The following is a 14,736-nucleotide window of genomic DNA, read 5'->3' as shown; positions in this document are numbered from 1 at the left end:
CTTGCTACCTTCCCTACGACGCCCTCGCGGGGCATCAACTGTCGCTGGCTTTGGCCCTTGCCAGGCTCAGGCAGGGACCAGGCATTCGCACGCCAAACGGATTAGACGAGCATCCTAGCTCGCTTCAAATAAAGCCATGGCCTCGACGTGTGCGGTCTGCGGAAACATATCGAGTATCCCGGCACGTTTTAACCTGTAGCCCTGCTTGAGCAACTCCACCGTATCGCGGGCCAGAGTCGCCGGATTGCAGGATACATACACCACTCGCTTCGCACCCAAGGCCTTGATATTGCGCACGATTTCCAGTGCGCCATCGCGAGGCGGATCGAGCAGGATCGCCTCGAAACCCTGGGTCGCCCAGGCCGCCGTTGCCAGCGGCTGGGACAGGTCGGCCTGATAGAAGCCAACATTTTGCAAATTGTTACTGACGGCATTCTGCGCCGCCCTTTCCACCATGGCGTCGACACCCTCGACCGCGATCACTTCGCGCGCCAGGGTCGCCAGGGGCAAGGCGAAATTGCCCAGCCCGCAAAAAAGATCCAGCACCCGCTCCTGCTTGCCTGGGGCCAGCCACGCCAGCGCCTGCTGGATCATGGCAGTATTGACCGCCGCGTTGACCTGAACAAAATCCCCTGGCCGATAGGCCAGCTCCAGCTGCCATGGCTCCAATCTGAAGCCCAGGCGCGCCTGCGGATCGACAGGGTACGGGCGATCTTCGCCCTGCAACCACAACTGCGCCTCATGACGCAGACAGAACGCCAACAACGTCAGTCGATCAGCCTCGGCCAACGGCGCCACATGGCGAACCATCACTGCCAGCGCGGTACCACTGAACAATTCAACGTGGCCCAGCACCTGCGGTTTCGCGAACGACCCCAGTAACGCCGGTAACTCATTGAAAATACTCTGCAAGGGCTGTACCAGCACGCTGCAATCTTCGATAGCGACGATGTCCTGGCTGGCCGTGGCGCGGAACCCTACCTGCAACTGGCGGGTTTTTGGCTCCCAGCGCACGGCCACCCGCGCCCGCCGCCGATAGCCGAATTCGGGTCCGGTGAGCGGCGCCGCCCAGGCGTCGGGTTCGACGCCAGCGATGCGCGAAAGTTGCTCGGCGAGCATCCGCTGCTTCAAGGCTAGCTGATCGGCGTGGGGCATGTGCTGGACATTGCAGCCGCCACAAATATCGGCCTGAGCACAGGGCGCCGGGCGACGTTGCGGATTGGCCTTGAGAACCCGCTCGCTGCGCGCCTCGACCACCTTGCCGTGGGCATTGAGGACTCGCGCGTCCACTTCTTCGCCGTCCAGCGCGCCGGAGACGAACCAGGTGCGCCCGTCGATAAAGGCGATACCGCGGCCGTCGTTGCTCAGGCGCTGCAAAATCAGGCGCTGCTTCTTGCCCGCAGGGATCTGCGGGGCACTACTGCCGCCGGCCGGCTGAAAGCGCAGGCCTGTAGTTTTTTTAGCCATCAGTTGGGCGCATCGAAAATACCGCTCGACAGGTATCGGTCGCCGCGGTCGCAAATAATCGCGACGATCACCGCGTTTTCGACTTCCTGGGACAGGCGCAACATCGCCGCCACCGCACCACCGGAAGACACGCCGCAGAAAATGCCCTCTTCGCGAGCGAGACGACGGGTCACATCCTCGGCTTCGCTCTGGGCCATGTCGACGATGCGATCGACCCGATCAGCCTGATAGATCCTGGGCAGATATTCGGTCGGCCAGCGCCGGATGCCGGGGATGGCCGAGCCTTCCATCGGCTGCAAGCCGACGATCTGCACCTGAGGATTTTGTTCCTTCAGGTAACGCGAGGTCCCCATGATGGTACCGGTGGTGCCCATGGAGCTGACGAAGTGGGTAATGCTGCCACCCGTCTGCTGCCAGATTTCCGGTCCGGTGCTGCGGTAGTGCGCCTCGGGGTTGTCGCCGTTGGCGAACTGATCCAGCACCTTGCCACGGCCTTCGGCCTGCATGCGCTCGGCCAGGTCGCGGGCGCCTTCCATGCCTTGCTCGCGGGTGACGAGGATCAACTCGGCGCCATAAGCGGTCATGGCCGCCTTGCGTTCGGCGGTGGAGTTGTCCGGCATGATCAGGATCATCTTGTAACCCTTGATGGCCGCAGCCATCGCCAAGGCGATACCGGTGTTGCCGGAGGTCGCCTCGATCAGGGTGTCGCCGGGCTGGATCTGGCCACGCCCCTCGGCGCGGGTAATCATCGACAGCGCCGGGCGGTCCTTGACCGAGCCTGCAGGGTTGTTGCCTTCCAGCTTCAGCAGAAGGGTGTTGCTGGTGACGCCGGGCAGTCGTTGCAGACGAACCAGCGGCGTGTTGCCGACGCAATCGGCGATAGTGGGATACTGCAGGGTCATGGCGAATTCGCAATCCAGACTGCGGGGGCGCCTATCATACCGGCAAACGTGCGCGGCCCATATCACGCAAAGTGCGGGTGATATTCCCCTGCGTTATAAGCCGCCGTCAGGCACAGGTTCATGCGCAGCCCGCGGTTGCCGTTCTGTGCCCACAGCGCGCCGCCCTGGCGTAGCAGAGCGTTGCGCGCGATGCTCAAGCCGAGGCCGAAACCGCCGTCTCCCGGCCGCGAGCCATCGAGGCGAATGAAAGGCGCGAATATCCGTTCAAGATCGGCCTCGGCGACCCCGCCGCCCTGATCCTCCATCCACAGATGCCAGCGGCCGTTTTCCAGATGGCCGCCGAAGGTGACGATGCCGCCGACCGGTGAATGACGGATGGCATTGCGCAGGATGTTCTCCAGGGCCTGGGCCAGGCTGTTGAGGTTGCCCTCGACCCAGCAGTCGGCACCCACCCGGCAGTGCAGCTGCGTTACGGGCCAGGCGCTTTCGAAGCAGGCGTTTTCGGCGATCATTTCCCACAGCGCCTGGATCTGGATCGGCTCCTGCGCCATCGGTGCCCGCTCGGTGTCCAGCCATGCCAGCTGCAGGGTGTCTTCGACCAGCCGCTGCATGCCGTCGACCTCGCGGCTCAGGCGCTGACGCATGGGCTCGAGCGCATTTTCGGTTTCGCAGGCGACCCGCAGCCGGCTCAGCGGGGTGCGCAACTCGTGGGACAGATCACGCAGCACCTGTTGCTGAAACTGTACGGTGGTCTGCAGACGCTCGGACATCTGATCGAAAGCTCGCCCCAGCTCACCCAGTTCGTCGTGGCGGCGGGCGACCTCGATCGGCAGACGCGTGTTGAGCTGATCGCCGCGCCAGGCCTTGGCCTGCTCGCGCAATTGATTGAGCGGCACCACCAGCATGCGATAGAGCCCCACGCACAGCAGCAGGGTCAGCAATGCCGGGGTCAGGCCGTTGGTCAGGAATTGCCAGAGCAGCAGATAGCGGCCCGGCACAAAGCGCTCGGGCAGCTCTATTACCAGCATGCCCGCCGCTGGGGTATCGGGGAAAGGCACTTTAATCCACGGCGGCACTTTTGCCCTGCGGCTGGTGGGCCAATCAAGGCCGCGCAAGAAGGTCATGCGCTGCATGTCGGCGTCACTCAAAGGCTGACTGCTCAGCGATTGCAGGTTGGGCCCGACCACCGCCACCCAGCTGGTTTCGCGCTGGCGGATCTTGCTCAGCCAGGCGTCGAGCCCGTATCGCCCACCCTGCTGCCAGGCGTGCTCGGCTTCTTCGGCGTACCCCCTAAGGGTCTGGCGCGCCTCGCCAGACAGAAAGGCGTTCTGGGTCTCGATATAACGCCCCCAGGACCAGCTCAGCCAGATCATCAGCAGGCAAAAGGCAATCAGCAGTCCCGCCAGCTTCCAGAACAGCGAGTGGCGATCGGGCAGGTCAACCGAGCGCATGGTCGGCGTTCGGCGTCGAACCTGTCGTGCTCGCGGCCGCACTCAAGGTATAACCGCGCCCCCATACGGTCCGCACCACCCGCGCTTCGTAGCCGATGGCCTTGAGCTTGCGGCGGATCTGGCTGACGTGCATGTCCAGGCTGCGGTCGTGCTGGGCATAGCCGCGCTGCAGCACGTGCTGATAGAGGAAGGCCTTGGTCAGGACTTCCTCATCGCTGCGGTGCAAGGTTTCCAGCAGGCGGTACTCACTGGGGGTGAAGCCGGCCCAGCGGCCTTCATGGCAGACGTCGGCGCGCTGCTCGTCGAACGACAACGCATCGACCGGAGCGGCGGGCAGCGGTTGTTGATGGCGGCGCTCCATGGCGACGCGGCGCAGAATGGCCTCGACCCGCACCTGCAGCTCATCGACGCTGAACGGCTTGGGCAGGTAGTCATCGGCACCGCGGCGAAAACCATTGATGCGGTCGGCCTCCGACCCCAGGGCCGACATGAGGATCACCGGCGTGGCCGAGTGCTTGCGCAGGTGGCCGAGTACATCGAGGCCGTTCATGCCGGGCAACAGCACGTCCATGAGCACCACGTCGTAGGCGCTGCCGCGAGCCATGTCGAGGGCCAGCTTGCCATCCCGACACCAGGTCACCTGAAAGCCGCAACGGCCGAGCTGATCGTGCACGAAGGCGCCGAGGACCGGATCGTCTTCGACAGCCAGAATAGAGGCGGGGCCAAACGGAGCGGGATTCATTGGCTTCTGCTGTTGGTTCTCATTTCCTGAATTATTCGTTAAACACCGGAGATGGGCAAGCAGCGTATCCGGTTGTGTACCTCGTGATATCACTCACCCTGTGGCGAGGGGGCTTGCTCCCGATACGGTGTATCAGCGCCAAAGATGTGGCTGACACACCGTATCGGGAGCAAGCCCCCTCGCCACAGGAGAATAATTGCGCTCGACTTACCGCGTGCACCCCGGCGCGTCTCGGGGTATTTTTCACCGACGGATAGCCCGCACGGGCCATGGTGGAGAGTGCTGTGCTGAACAAATTGGGGCTCAAGAGCCGAGTGATGCTGCTGGCCCTGCTGCCAGCGGCGCTGATGGCGGTGCTGCTGGGGGGCTACTTCGCCTGGCAGCAGCAGGATCAGTTGCAGAACAACCTGCTGCGCCGCGGCGCCCTGCTCACCGAGCAATTGGCGCCGCTGGTGGCCCCGGCACTGATCAAGCATGACGACGCCTGGCTCGAGCGCATCGCCGCGCAGGCGTTGGAGCAGGCCGATGTACGCTCGGTGGCGTTCCTCGATGCCGACAAGCACTCCATGGCTCATGCCGGGCCGAGCATGATCAACCCCGAGCCTGAAGGCAGCGGCCAACGGCAGTTGCAAGTCAGTGGCAACGACGCCACCCGCTATCTGCAACCGGTATACGGCCATCACCGCGACCTGGCGGGCGATGCCGTGCCGGGCGAAGCCGACCGGCTGCTGGGCTGGGTCGAAATCGAAATTTCCCACAGCGGTACCTTGCTGCGCGGTTACCGCATCCTGTTCATGACCGTGGTGCTGATGGCCGGCGCCCTGCTGCTGACCGGTCTGTTGGCGCTGCGCCTGAGCTACGGCATCAGCGCGCCCATCGCGCGGATCCGCCAGGCGGTGGCGCAGCTCAAGGACGGCAATCTGGAAAACCGCCTGCCGCCGCTGGGCAGTCATGAGCTCGACGAACTCGGCGCCGGTATCAACCGCATGGCCGAGACCCTGCAGGAAGCCCAGTCGGAACTGCAGCACAGCATCGACCAAGCCACCGAGGACGTCCGCCAGAATCTGGAAACCATCGAGATCCAGAACATCGAGCTCGACCTGGCGCGCAAGGAGGCCCTGGAAGCCAGTCGCATCAAGTCGGAATTCCTGGCCAACATGAGCCACGAAATCCGTACCCCGCTCAATGGCATCCTGGGCTTTACCCATCTGCTGCAGAAAAGCGAGCTGAGCCCGCGTCAACTCGACTACCTGGGCACCATCGAAAAATCCGCCGACAGCCTGCTGGGGATCATCAACGAGATCCTCGACTTCTCCAAGATCGAGGCCGGCAAGCTGGTGCTCGACAGCATTCCGTTCAACCTGCGCGATCTGCTCCAGGACACCCTGACCATCCTCGCCCCCGCCGCCCACGCCAAGCAGCTCGAACTGGTCAGCCTGGTGTACCGCGACACACCGATCTCGCTGGTTGGCGACCCGCTGCGGCTCAAGCAGATCCTCACCAACCTGGTCAGCAACGCGATCAAGTTCACCCGCGAGGGCACCATCGTCGCCCGCGCCATGCTCGAGGACGAAGACGAGGACAACGCACAGTTGCGCATCAGCGTTCAGGACACCGGGGTCGGCTTGTCCAGCCAGGACGTGCGCGCGCTGTTTCAGGCGTTCAGCCAGGCCGACAATTCGCTGTCGCGCCAACCCGGCGGCACCGGCCTGGGGCTGGTGATTTCCAAACGGCTGGTCGAACAGATGGGCGGCGAGATCGGCGTCGACAGCACACCGGGCGAGGGCTCGACGTTCTGGATTTCACTGTCGCTGCCCAAGGCCCGGGACGACGCGGAAGATCGCCCGGCGCCGCCCTTGCTGGACCGCCGCGTGGCCATTCTGGAGAGCCACGAGCTGGCGCGTCAGGCCTTGCAGCATCAGTTGGAAGACTCGGGACTGGTAGTCAGCGCCTTCCCGACGGCGCAAAAAATGATCGCCGCCGTCGAGGCCGCGCAACTGGCCGGCCAGCCCATCGAGCTGGCCGTGCTGGGCGTCACCAGCCACGACATGCCCCCCGATCAGCTGCAGCAGCACGTGCGCGGCCTGGAACAGTTCGGCTGTCAGCCACTGGTGCTCTGCCCGACCACCGAGCACACGCTATATCAGCCGCGGGTTACCAATGCCCACAGCCAGCTGCAGGCCAAGCCCTCGTGCACGCGCAAACTGCGTCGCAGCCTGGCCGACCTGATCAACCCCAAGCGTTTGTCTCTGGGCATGGGCAACAACCTGGAGACCGGCAACAGCCGGGTGGCCAAGGTGCTCTGCGTCGACGACAACCCGGCCAATCTGCTGCTGGTGCAGACGCTCCTCGAAGACCTCGGCGCCGAAGTGCGGGCCGTGGACAGCGGCATGGCGGCCTTGCAGGCGGTGCAGGCCGAGCATTTCGATCTGGTGCTGATGGATGTGCAGATGCCGGACATGGACGGCCGCGAGACCACCGAGCGCATCCGCCAATGGGAGAGCGCGCAGATCGGCCCGTCGTTGCCGATCGTGGCGCTGACCGCCCATGCCATGGCCAACGAGAAGCGCGCGTTGCTGCACAGTGGCATGGACGATTACCTGACCAAGCCGATCAGCGAGCGGCAACTGGCCCAGGTGGTGCTGAAATGGACCGGCCTGGTGCTGCACCTGAGCCCGGCGCGGGGCTTCGAGCCGCCACGGGAAGTCGGCCCGCTGGCCGTGCTCGATCAGCAGGAAGGGCTGCGCCTGGCGGCGGGCAAGGCGGACCTGGCCGCCGATATGCTGGCGATGCTGCTGGCGGCCCTCGACAGTGACCGTCAGGCGATCCGCGCGGCCCGGGACACTGGTGATATCACTGCCCAGATCGAGCGCGTGCACCGTCTGCATGGCGCCACCCGCTACTGCGGCGTGCCGCAACTGCGCGCCGCCTGCCAGCGCAGCGAGACCCTGCTCAAGCAGAACGATGACAGCGCGAGCGAAGCGCTGGACGAACTCGAGCAAGCGATCGTGCGGCTGGCCGAGCAGGCGCGGGAAGAGGCCTGAGCCCTGTGGCGAGGGGGCTTGCTCCCGATACGCCCGGTCAGTCACTCAGGCTGTGTCTGGAAGATCGAATCGGGGGCAAGCCCCCTCGCTACAGAGTCCACGGCGTGCCATACGATAAGGGCTGCTGTGCCGCCGTGGAGGAGGCTTGAGTATCCGCATTCCGTCAACCACCCTGTGGCGAGGGGGCTTGCTCCCGATACGTCCGGTCAGTCACTCAAGCGGTGCCTGGAGGATCGAATCGGGGGCAAGCCCCCTCGCTACAGAGTTCATGGCGTGCCATACGATAGCCACACAGCGGCTACCTGAAGCCGCTGTGGCGTCGGCGTGATAGCATGCGCGCCCATTTGGAGGACCCATGGTCGAACACGATTTCCGCTACAGCCTATTCAACCCTCAACACACCCTGACCGAATGCCGGGCACTGGTGCCTGGGCGCTATCAGGTCACCGGCAACGGCGGCTCGATCAAGGCCGACGACGTGTTGCTGGTCACGCTCAAGGGCTCGAAAACCCTGTCGATGCGCCTGACCGTCGAGAAAGTTCGCCACCTGATCAATCCGCCCGGGCAGTGGACGGCGGTGGCCAAGGGGCCGGTGTTCGGCGAGTTGTCGATTCATGAATGGAAGGTGCAGTGCGACAGCTGCAGCACCGAGCTGACGTTCGAGTTCGCCGTTGATGCCAAGCTGGATCCCAAAGCCCAGCAACCGGCGGCCGTTGCACGGATTGCGGAACTCGGCTGGCGCACCACGGGCGAACAGCATCGCTGCCCGAAATGCCAGGCGGTCGCCGACTGATCCGAAGGATGCGCCGCTTGGGCCGGCCTCTTCGCGAGCAAGCTCTGCTCCCACAGACCTCATAGGAACAATCTTGCTTGCGAAGGCGGCCTAGCACCTGTGGGAGCGAAGCTTGCTCGCGAAGGCGGCCGACCTGACGCCACCGAAGCTCACCCCTGTCGCAACGCCTTCAACCTTGCCTGCACCCCCGCCGCCGTCTGCTCGCCCACCAGTTGGTCGCGCACCTTGCCCTTGCTGTCGATGATATAGGTCACCGGCAAGCCCTCGCTTTGCGGCAGATCGAAGCGCGACGCCGGATCATTGGCCAGCACCGTGAAATGAATCCCCAGATTATCCGCCGCCTGTTTGAGGTCCGCCCCCTGCAGGTTGTCGAAATTGACCCCCACCACCGCCACGCCCTGGCCCTTGAGCTGATCCGCCAGGCTGTTGAGCTGCGGAACCTCGGTGCGACACGGGCCACACCACTCGGCCCAGTAGTTGACCACCAGCCACTGATCGTCGAGCTGTTTCGCCGCCACCGGCCTGCCGTTCTGGTCCGGGCCGTAGTCCGCACCGCAACCGCCCAGCAAGAGCGCCGCCATCAAGGTCAGGCCGCAGATGAAATGCCTTGTCATTGCCGCTTTCCTCTTTATCGATGCCACCACGTGGTTAGAATAGCCGCCACTGAACGCAAGTAATAGGCGCCTACCCATGTCCGACCTGACGCTCTACCACAATCCTCGCTGCTCCAAATCCCGCGGCGCCCTGGAGTTGCTTGAGGCCCGAGGCCTGACGCCGACCATCGTGCGCTACCTCGAAACCCCACCCGACGCCGCCACCCTGCAAGCCCTGCTGGGCAAACTGGGGATCGGCGCGCGGCAACTTTTGCGCACCGGCGAGGACGAATACAAGGCTCTTCACCTGGCTGACAGCAGCCTGAGCGACAGCGCGCTGATCGACGCCATGGTCGCCCACCCGAAACTGATCGAACGGCCGATTCTGGTCAACGGCAACAAGGCCATCATTGGTCGGCCACCGGAACAAGTCCTGGAGATCCTGTAAGTGACCACGCCCTACATTCTGGTGCTGTATTACAGCCGTCACGGCGCCACCCGTGAAATGGCCCGACAAATCGCCCGCGGCGTCGAGCTGAGCGGCCTAGAAGCGCGCCTGCGCACGGTGCCAGCGGTTTCGACCGAGTGCGAAGCGGTCGCCCCCGAGATCCCGGAGCAAGGCGCGCTGCACGCCAGCCTCGACGACCTAAAAGGCTGCGCCGGCCTGGCGATCGGCAGCCCGACGCGCTTCGGCAACATGGCCGCACCGCTCAAGTACTTTCTCGACGGCACCAGCAGCCTGTGGCTCAGCGGTGACCTGGTCGGCAAACCGGCGGGCGTGTTCACCTCCACCGCCAGCCTGCACGGCGGTCAGGAAACCACCCTGCTGTCGATGATGATGCCGCTGCTGCACCACGGCATGCTCATCACCGGCTTGCCCTACAGCGAGTCGGCCCTGCTCGAAACCCGCGGCGGCGGCACCCCCTACGGCCCCAGCCACCATGCCGGCGCCGACGGCAAACGCCCCCTGGACGAACATGAACTGACCCTGTGCCGTGCCCTCGGACAACGCCTGGGCAAGGTCGCAAAGGATCTGGCTTGATGCAAGATTACAAATGGCTGCACGAATTCTGTCTCAACCGCTTCGGTTCGCAAAAGGCCCTCGACGCCCAACTGCCGACGCCGCTCGCCCCGGCCAAGCTGCGCAAGATCAGCGCCGATCGCTATCTCTCGACCATGGCCCTGCGGGTGTTTCGCGCCGGCCTCAAGCACAGCCTGGTGGATGCCAAGTGGCCGGCCTTCGAGAAGGCGTTCTTCGGTTTCGATCCGGACAAGGTGGTGCTGATGAGCGCCGAGCACCTGGAGCGCCTGATGCAGGACAAAAGCATCATCCGCCACCTGGGCAAGCTCAAGAGTGTGCCCCGCAACGCCCAGATGATCCTCGACATCGCCCACGAGCACGGCAGCTTCGGCGCCTTTATCGCCGACTGGCCAGTGACCGAGATCACCGGGCTGTGGCAATACCTGGCCAAGCACGGTACCCAGTTGGGCGGGCTGTCGGCGCCGCGCTTTTTGCGCATGATCGGCAAGGACACCTTCATCCCCACCTGGGACGTGGTGGCCGCGCTCAACGCGCAGAACATCGTCGACAAGGTGCCCAGCAGCAAACGCGACCAGGCACTGGTGCAGGATGTTTTCAACCAATGGCACGCCGACAGCGGCCTGCCCATGTGCCAGTTGTCGGCGATGCTGGCGTTTACCGCCAATCATTGATCCTCTAGCGAGGGGCCGCGCGCCTGGCGCCGCTGTCAGCTACGCCCGCTGTGACTGACACGATGTTTGCGGGCAAGCCCCTCGCCACAGGGGCAACGCGCCGCTTCAGCTTTTTGTACCTCGGCCGATACACCCTTCGAGCACGAGGAATCCCCCATGACTACCGCCCCCAGCAACACCGCCGTCGAGGCCAAGACCGCTGCGCCCGTCCCGGAAGCGCCCAAGCTGCCATGGGATGACGTGCGCCCGGAGCATTTCCAGATGCTGCGCCTGGTGCCCTTGCCGGCCGACCGCAATACCGGCCCGCGACCGCTGCGTTTTATCCAACTGGGCCGCGCTGAACGGCATAACGCCCATTACAGCCTGCTGCGCCTGGAAATCGAGTTGCCGGGGCAACGTACGCGGCCCGAGCAGAACCGCCTGGAAGTGTGGGTCGATCACGAAAAACACACCGTGCACATCATTCCCGAGGTGCTGCAGACCGAACCCGGCAACCGTGGCATCGGCCGCTTTCTGCTGGCCCAGGCGGCGATGTGGGCGCAGCCGAAGTGGTCTGCCTACAGCATCGAAGGCGCCGACCTGCCCAACAAGGAAGCGCTGGTCGAAGGCCATCGCCTGCGCCGCGATCACGTGCTGACCACTCACGGCCTGGAAATCAGCTACGAAGATGCCCAGCACCTCAAGGGCAGCTACAAGGCGCTGAAAGTCGGCGGTTTGCTGGCCACCTGGAACCCGGAACGCATCCAGCCGGTGGAGATTCTCGATGTGGCAACCATGCTGGAACTGGCCGATCACAATCTGGCGGAAAAGGAAGTGCAGCTGCGCAAGCATGAGGAGTCGGTCAGCCAGTACCGTCGCGACGACCACAGCCTGCGTTTCACCATCGCCTGTCTGATTGCGTTCTCGGTGTTTCAGGCTGGTTTGCTGATCTGGATGGCGACGCATCGCTGAACAAATCTAATGCGCTGGCGCTGGCTCTGATTGATGCTCAGGCCCAGGCTCGGGCTCTGTGGTGAGGGGGCTTGCTCCCGAGGGGCCATGGCTGACTCACCGCTGGGTGTCAGTGCCGGCCTATCGGGGGCAAGCCCCCTCGCTACAAGTCAGTGACGGTCCGTCACAGGCCAGTCACTGGTCCGTCACAGGTCCGTCAGACGCGCTCAGCGAACAGAGCCTGATGCTCGCGGCATTGCTGCGCGCTGAGCATGAACACGCCATGACCGCCACGGCTGAACTCCAGCCAGGCGAAGTCCACTTCCGGATACAGCGCCTCGACGTGCACCTGGCTGTTGCCCACTTCGACGATCAACAGACCCTTGTCGCTCAGATGATCAGCCGCGTCGGCGAGCATCCTGCGCACCAGATTCAAGCCGTCAGCACCACAGGCCAGGCCCAGCTCCGGCTCGTGCTGGTACTCCGGCGGCATATCGGCGAAATCCTCGGCGTCGACATAGGGCGGATTGGACACGATCAGATCGAAACGCTGGCCCGGCAGACCGTCGAAGCCATCGCCCTGTACGGTATAGACCCGGGCGTCGACGCCGTGACGCTCGATATTCTGATTGGCCACTTCCAGCGCCTCGAACGACAGGTCGGCCAGCACTACTTCAGCGTTGGCGAACACGTCGGCACAGGCGATACCGATGCAGCCGGAGCCAGTGCACAGGTCGAGAATGCGCGCCGGCTCCTGGGCCAGCCAGGGTTCGAAGCGGTTTTCGATCAGCTCGCCGATGGGCGAACGAGGCACCAGCACGCGCTCGTCGACGATGAAGGACATGCCGCAGAACCACGCCTCACCCAGCAGATACGCGGCGGGGATGCGTTCCTCGACGCGGCGCTTGATCAGGTGCTGGACCTTGCTGATCTCGTCGTCCTCCAGACGGCAATCGAGGTAGCTGTCGGCGATTTCCCACGGCAAGTGCAGCGCCCCCAGCACCAGCTGTCGCGCTTCGTCCCAGGCGTTGTCGGTGCCGTGGCCGAAGAACAAGTCCTCGCCATGAAACTGGCTGACGGCCCAACGGATGTGGTCGCGCAAAGTGCGCAGGCGGGAAGTGATCACAGGCATACTCCAATCGATACGACCGCGGAGTTTATCACGGCTCGTATGGCCAGGCCCTGTAGCGAGGGGGCTTGCCCCCGATAGGGTGTATCAGTTGCAAATTAGTCGGCTGATCCCCCGTATCGGGGGCAAGCCCCCTCGCTACAGGGCCGTCGCGTGCTCCCATACTGGCCACTTGGACAGGCCGCAAAGCCAACAACCACGGGCCGTGCAATCACAATGATTCACAGAACGCGCGAAGCAGTGGAGAATGTCGCAAAAGCCCTAACCAAAGGAGCCCTCGATGTCCGATCCGAAGACGATGTTTCAACTCAGCGGTCGCGGTTACCCGCCTACCAGCCTGAGCCACGCCACCCTGGTGATTATCGATGCGCAGCAAGAGTACCTCAGCGGTCCTCTGGCCCTGTTCGAGATCGATAAGGCCGTCGCGAACATCGCCCTGCTCCTCCAGGCCGCCCGCGCCGCTGGCCGCCCCATCGTCCACGTACGCCACCTCGGCACCGTCGGCGGTCTGTTCGACCCGCAAGGCAACCGCGGCCAGTTCATCGATGGCGTCGGCCCGCAAGGCGACGAGACCGTGATCGAGAAGCGCCTGCCCAACGCGTTCAACAACACCCATCTGCACCAGCACCTTGAAGGCCTGGGCAACGTCGACCTGATCGTCTGCGGCTTCATGACCCATTCCAGCGTCAGCACCACCATCCGTGCCGCCAAGGACTACGGTTATCGTTGCACCCTGGTCGAAGATGCCTGCGCTACCCGCGACCTGCCCTACAAAGGCAGTGTGCTCAGCGCCGAGCAAGTCAAGGCCGTGGGCATGGCGACCATGGCCGACAACTTCGCCTCGGTGAGCACCACCGCCGAACTGATCTGATTTTCATCCTGCGGGCCGACCAGCGCGTTTCGGCTCCCGGGCCCGCACTGCCGGAACATCGGAGCCGCGGCGCAGTCGAAGCCCGACGATCAACCACGTAATGCCCATTGAGGAAAGCGCAATGAAGATATCCGATGGCGGCTTCAATGCCCGTCGGCTTCGCCCTCGCGGCCCAGGCACCTGGCGTATGCGTCTGGCTGCGGCGTTCGCGGCTGTGCTTGCCACCTTGGGGGTATTGCTGACCATGGCCGGGATCGGCAGCCTGCTGGGCCACGCGCCGGCCATCGGCGACCTCAACACCAGCACGATGGGTTCGGGCGTCATTACTGCGGTGGGGCTGCTGGTGCTGTGGCTCGGCGTCAGCCTCTGGCGTGCCTGCCGCCGACGCCTGCGCCGGAGCAGCGCGCTGAACATGTCGCCGCACCTGATGAAAAAGCACGACTGACTCGCGTAAACTCCCGCTCCTGCGCCGGAGGCCGACATGCAAGACGATGATTTTTCCCTGTTCAAGAGCGAAGTGAAAGGCGTCAAGCCGATTCGCCATGACCGTGCCGACACCGGCAAAGCCAAGGTCGACCGCAAAAACCTCAACACATTGCGCCAGGCCGCAACGGTGCGCAGCGATGCCACCCTCGTCGACGGCCTGTCCGACCAGTTCGTCATCGACGTCGGCCCCGAAGACGATCTGCATTGGGCCCGCGACGGCGTGCAGGAAAGCCAGATGCGCAAGCTCAAGCTCGGTCAGATCGGCTTCGAGGGCAGCCTCGACCTGCACGGCATGAACGTCGAGAAAGCCCGGGAGACTCTGTGGGCCTTCCTCGCCGAAGCGGTACGCTTCGAGGTCCGCTGCGTGCGGGTCACCCATGGCAAGGCGGTGCGCCTGGACGGCAAGAAGCCAATGATCAAGAGCCACGTCAACACCTGGCTGCGACAACATGCCCAGGTGCTCGGCTTCACGTCTTGCCAACCCCGTCACGGCGGCGCTGGCGCGGTCTATGTGATGCTCAAGCGCACCATGCTCGAAGGCCGCGACGAATAAGCTTTAACTTGCGGCCCGTGCCTGGGAACCGTACCCTTCGCGTTTGCGAAAAACTTGACAGG

At 64.2% G+C, this 14,736-nt stretch carries 15 protein-coding genes; 9 read left to right on the top strand and 6 right to left on the bottom strand.

The window, feature by feature from the left end; genetic code table 11:
• Positions 1-114 precede the first annotated feature (114 nt).
• From rlmD to AC3WJP_RS08240, 4 genes are all read right to left on the bottom strand, one after another.
• Positions 115-1,467, bottom strand: a complete 1,353-nt coding sequence (gene rlmD / locus AC3WJP_RS08255) for a 23S rRNA (uracil(1939)-C(5))-methyltransferase RlmD (protein WP_493720989.1) — start codon at positions 1,465-1,467, stop codon at positions 115-117.
• A complete protein-coding gene (cysM, locus tag AC3WJP_RS08250) occupies positions 1,467-2,369 on the bottom strand; it encodes a cysteine synthase CysM (protein WP_493720988.1) in 903 nt (300 codons plus the stop codon). Before cysM ends, rlmD begins: the two co-directional genes overlap by 1 nt.
• A 62-nt stretch (positions 2,370-2,431) precedes the next feature.
• Complete coding sequence (locus tag AC3WJP_RS08245) at positions 2,432-3,820, bottom strand: sensor histidine kinase (protein ID WP_493720987.1); 1,389 nt, start codon at positions 3,818-3,820, stop codon at positions 2,432-2,434.
• Positions 3,807-4,562 (bottom strand): response regulator transcription factor, encoded by a 756-nt coding sequence (locus tag AC3WJP_RS08240; protein ID WP_493720986.1) that lies wholly within the window; start codon positions 4,560-4,562, stop codon positions 3,807-3,809. Before AC3WJP_RS08240 ends, AC3WJP_RS08245 begins: the two co-directional genes overlap by 14 nt.
• Before the next feature lie 284 nt (positions 4,563-4,846).
• On the opposite strand from AC3WJP_RS08240, the gene AC3WJP_RS08235 reads away from it, so the two are divergent.
• Positions 4,847-7,606: a response regulator gene (locus AC3WJP_RS08235; RefSeq protein ID WP_493720985.1), complete on the top strand. Its 2,760-nt coding sequence runs from the start codon at positions 4,847-4,849 to the stop codon at positions 7,604-7,606.
• A 355-nt stretch (positions 7,607-7,961) separates the two neighbouring features.
• Positions 7,962-8,399 carry a hypothetical protein gene (locus tag AC3WJP_RS08230; protein ID WP_493720984.1) on the top strand — a complete coding sequence of 146 codons (438 nt, stop codon included), beginning with the start codon at positions 7,962-7,964 and terminating at the stop codon, positions 8,397-8,399.
• 149 nt (positions 8,400-8,548) lie between these two features.
• Here AC3WJP_RS08230 and AC3WJP_RS08225 read toward each other — a convergent pair whose 3' ends face one another.
• A complete protein-coding gene (locus AC3WJP_RS08225; RefSeq protein WP_493720983.1) occupies positions 8,549-9,013 on the bottom strand; it encodes a TlpA disulfide reductase family protein in 465 nt (154 codons plus the stop codon).
• A 76-nt stretch (positions 9,014-9,089) separates the two neighbouring features.
• Between AC3WJP_RS08225 and arsC the strand changes: the two genes are divergently transcribed.
• From arsC to AC3WJP_RS08205, 4 genes are all read left to right on the top strand, one after another.
• The gene (gene arsC / locus AC3WJP_RS08220; RefSeq protein ID WP_493720982.1) at positions 9,090-9,440 is read left to right on the top strand and encodes an arsenate reductase (glutaredoxin); all 351 of its coding nucleotides are present in this window, start codon (positions 9,090-9,092) and stop codon (positions 9,438-9,440) included.
• Positions 9,441-10,034, top strand: a complete 594-nt coding sequence (gene wrbA / locus AC3WJP_RS08215; RefSeq protein ID WP_493720981.1) for an NAD(P)H:quinone oxidoreductase — start codon at positions 9,441-9,443, stop codon at positions 10,032-10,034.
• Positions 10,034-10,705: a DNA-3-methyladenine glycosylase I gene (locus AC3WJP_RS08210; RefSeq protein WP_493720980.1), complete on the top strand. Its 672-nt coding sequence runs from the start codon at positions 10,034-10,036 to the stop codon at positions 10,703-10,705. The genes wrbA and AC3WJP_RS08210 overlap by 1 nt, the downstream gene beginning before the upstream one ends.
• 156 nt (positions 10,706-10,861) lie before the next feature.
• Complete coding sequence (locus AC3WJP_RS08205; protein ID WP_493720979.1) at positions 10,862-11,656, top strand: hypothetical protein; 795 nt, start codon at positions 10,862-10,864, stop codon at positions 11,654-11,656.
• 196 nt (positions 11,657-11,852) lie between these two features.
• On the opposite strand, the gene prmB is transcribed toward AC3WJP_RS08205, so the two are convergent.
• Positions 11,853-12,761, bottom strand: coding sequence for a 50S ribosomal protein L3 N(5)-glutamine methyltransferase (prmB, locus tag AC3WJP_RS08200; protein ID WP_493720978.1), 909 nt, complete (start codon positions 12,759-12,761; stop codon positions 11,853-11,855).
• A 283-nt stretch (positions 12,762-13,044) separates the two neighbouring features.
• On the opposite strand from prmB, the gene AC3WJP_RS08195 reads away from it, so the two are divergent.
• From AC3WJP_RS08195 to AC3WJP_RS08185, 3 genes are all read left to right on the top strand, one after another.
• Positions 13,045-13,635, top strand: coding sequence for a cysteine hydrolase family protein (locus tag AC3WJP_RS08195; protein ID WP_493720977.1), 591 nt, complete (start codon positions 13,045-13,047; stop codon positions 13,633-13,635).
• A gap of 121 nt (positions 13,636-13,756) precedes the next feature.
• Positions 13,757-14,080 (top strand): hypothetical protein, encoded by a 324-nt coding sequence (locus AC3WJP_RS08190; protein ID WP_493720976.1) that lies wholly within the window; start codon positions 13,757-13,759, stop codon positions 14,078-14,080.
• A gap of 36 nt (positions 14,081-14,116) precedes the next feature.
• Positions 14,117-14,674, top strand: a complete 558-nt coding sequence (locus AC3WJP_RS08185; RefSeq protein WP_493720975.1) for a Smr/MutS family protein — start codon at positions 14,117-14,119, stop codon at positions 14,672-14,674.
• Positions 14,675-14,736: the final 62 nt, after the last annotated feature.

The sequence above is a fragment of the Pseudomonas sp. GW821-FHT01A09 genome, assembly GCF_058986725.1.
This window is presented reverse-complemented; position numbering and strand designations above follow the sequence as displayed.

Coding starts and splice junctions, on each gene's coding strand:
- rlmD (WP_493720989.1), bottom strand. CDS start 1,467: ATGGCTAAAAAAACTACAGGCCTGCGCTTTCAGCCGGCCGGCGGCAGT.
- AC3WJP_RS08225 (WP_493720983.1), bottom strand. CDS start 9,013: ATGACAAGGCATTTCATCTGCGGCCTGACCTTGATGGCGGCGCTCTTG.
- AC3WJP_RS08240 (WP_493720986.1), bottom strand. CDS start 4,562: ATGAATCCCGCTCCGTTTGGCCCCGCCTCTATTCTGGCTGTCGAAGAC.
- cysM (WP_493720988.1), bottom strand. CDS start 2,369: ATGACCCTGCAGTATCCCACTATCGCCGATTGCGTCGGCAACACGCCG.
- AC3WJP_RS08185 (WP_493720975.1), top strand. CDS start 14,117: ATGCAAGACGATGATTTTTCCCTGTTCAAGAGCGAAGTGAAAGGCGTC.
- AC3WJP_RS08210 (WP_493720980.1), top strand. CDS start 10,034: ATGCAAGATTACAAATGGCTGCACGAATTCTGTCTCAACCGCTTCGGT.
- AC3WJP_RS08205 (WP_493720979.1), top strand. CDS start 10,862: ATGACTACCGCCCCCAGCAACACCGCCGTCGAGGCCAAGACCGCTGCG.
- AC3WJP_RS08195 (WP_493720977.1), top strand. CDS start 13,045: ATGTCCGATCCGAAGACGATGTTTCAACTCAGCGGTCGCGGTTACCCG.
- arsC (WP_493720982.1), top strand. CDS start 9,090: ATGTCCGACCTGACGCTCTACCACAATCCTCGCTGCTCCAAATCCCGC.
- AC3WJP_RS08245 (WP_493720987.1), bottom strand. CDS start 3,820: ATGCGCTCGGTTGACCTGCCCGATCGCCACTCGCTGTTCTGGAAGCTG.
- AC3WJP_RS08230 (WP_493720984.1), top strand. CDS start 7,962: ATGGTCGAACACGATTTCCGCTACAGCCTATTCAACCCTCAACACACC.
- AC3WJP_RS08190 (WP_493720976.1), top strand. CDS start 13,757: ATGAAGATATCCGATGGCGGCTTCAATGCCCGTCGGCTTCGCCCTCGC.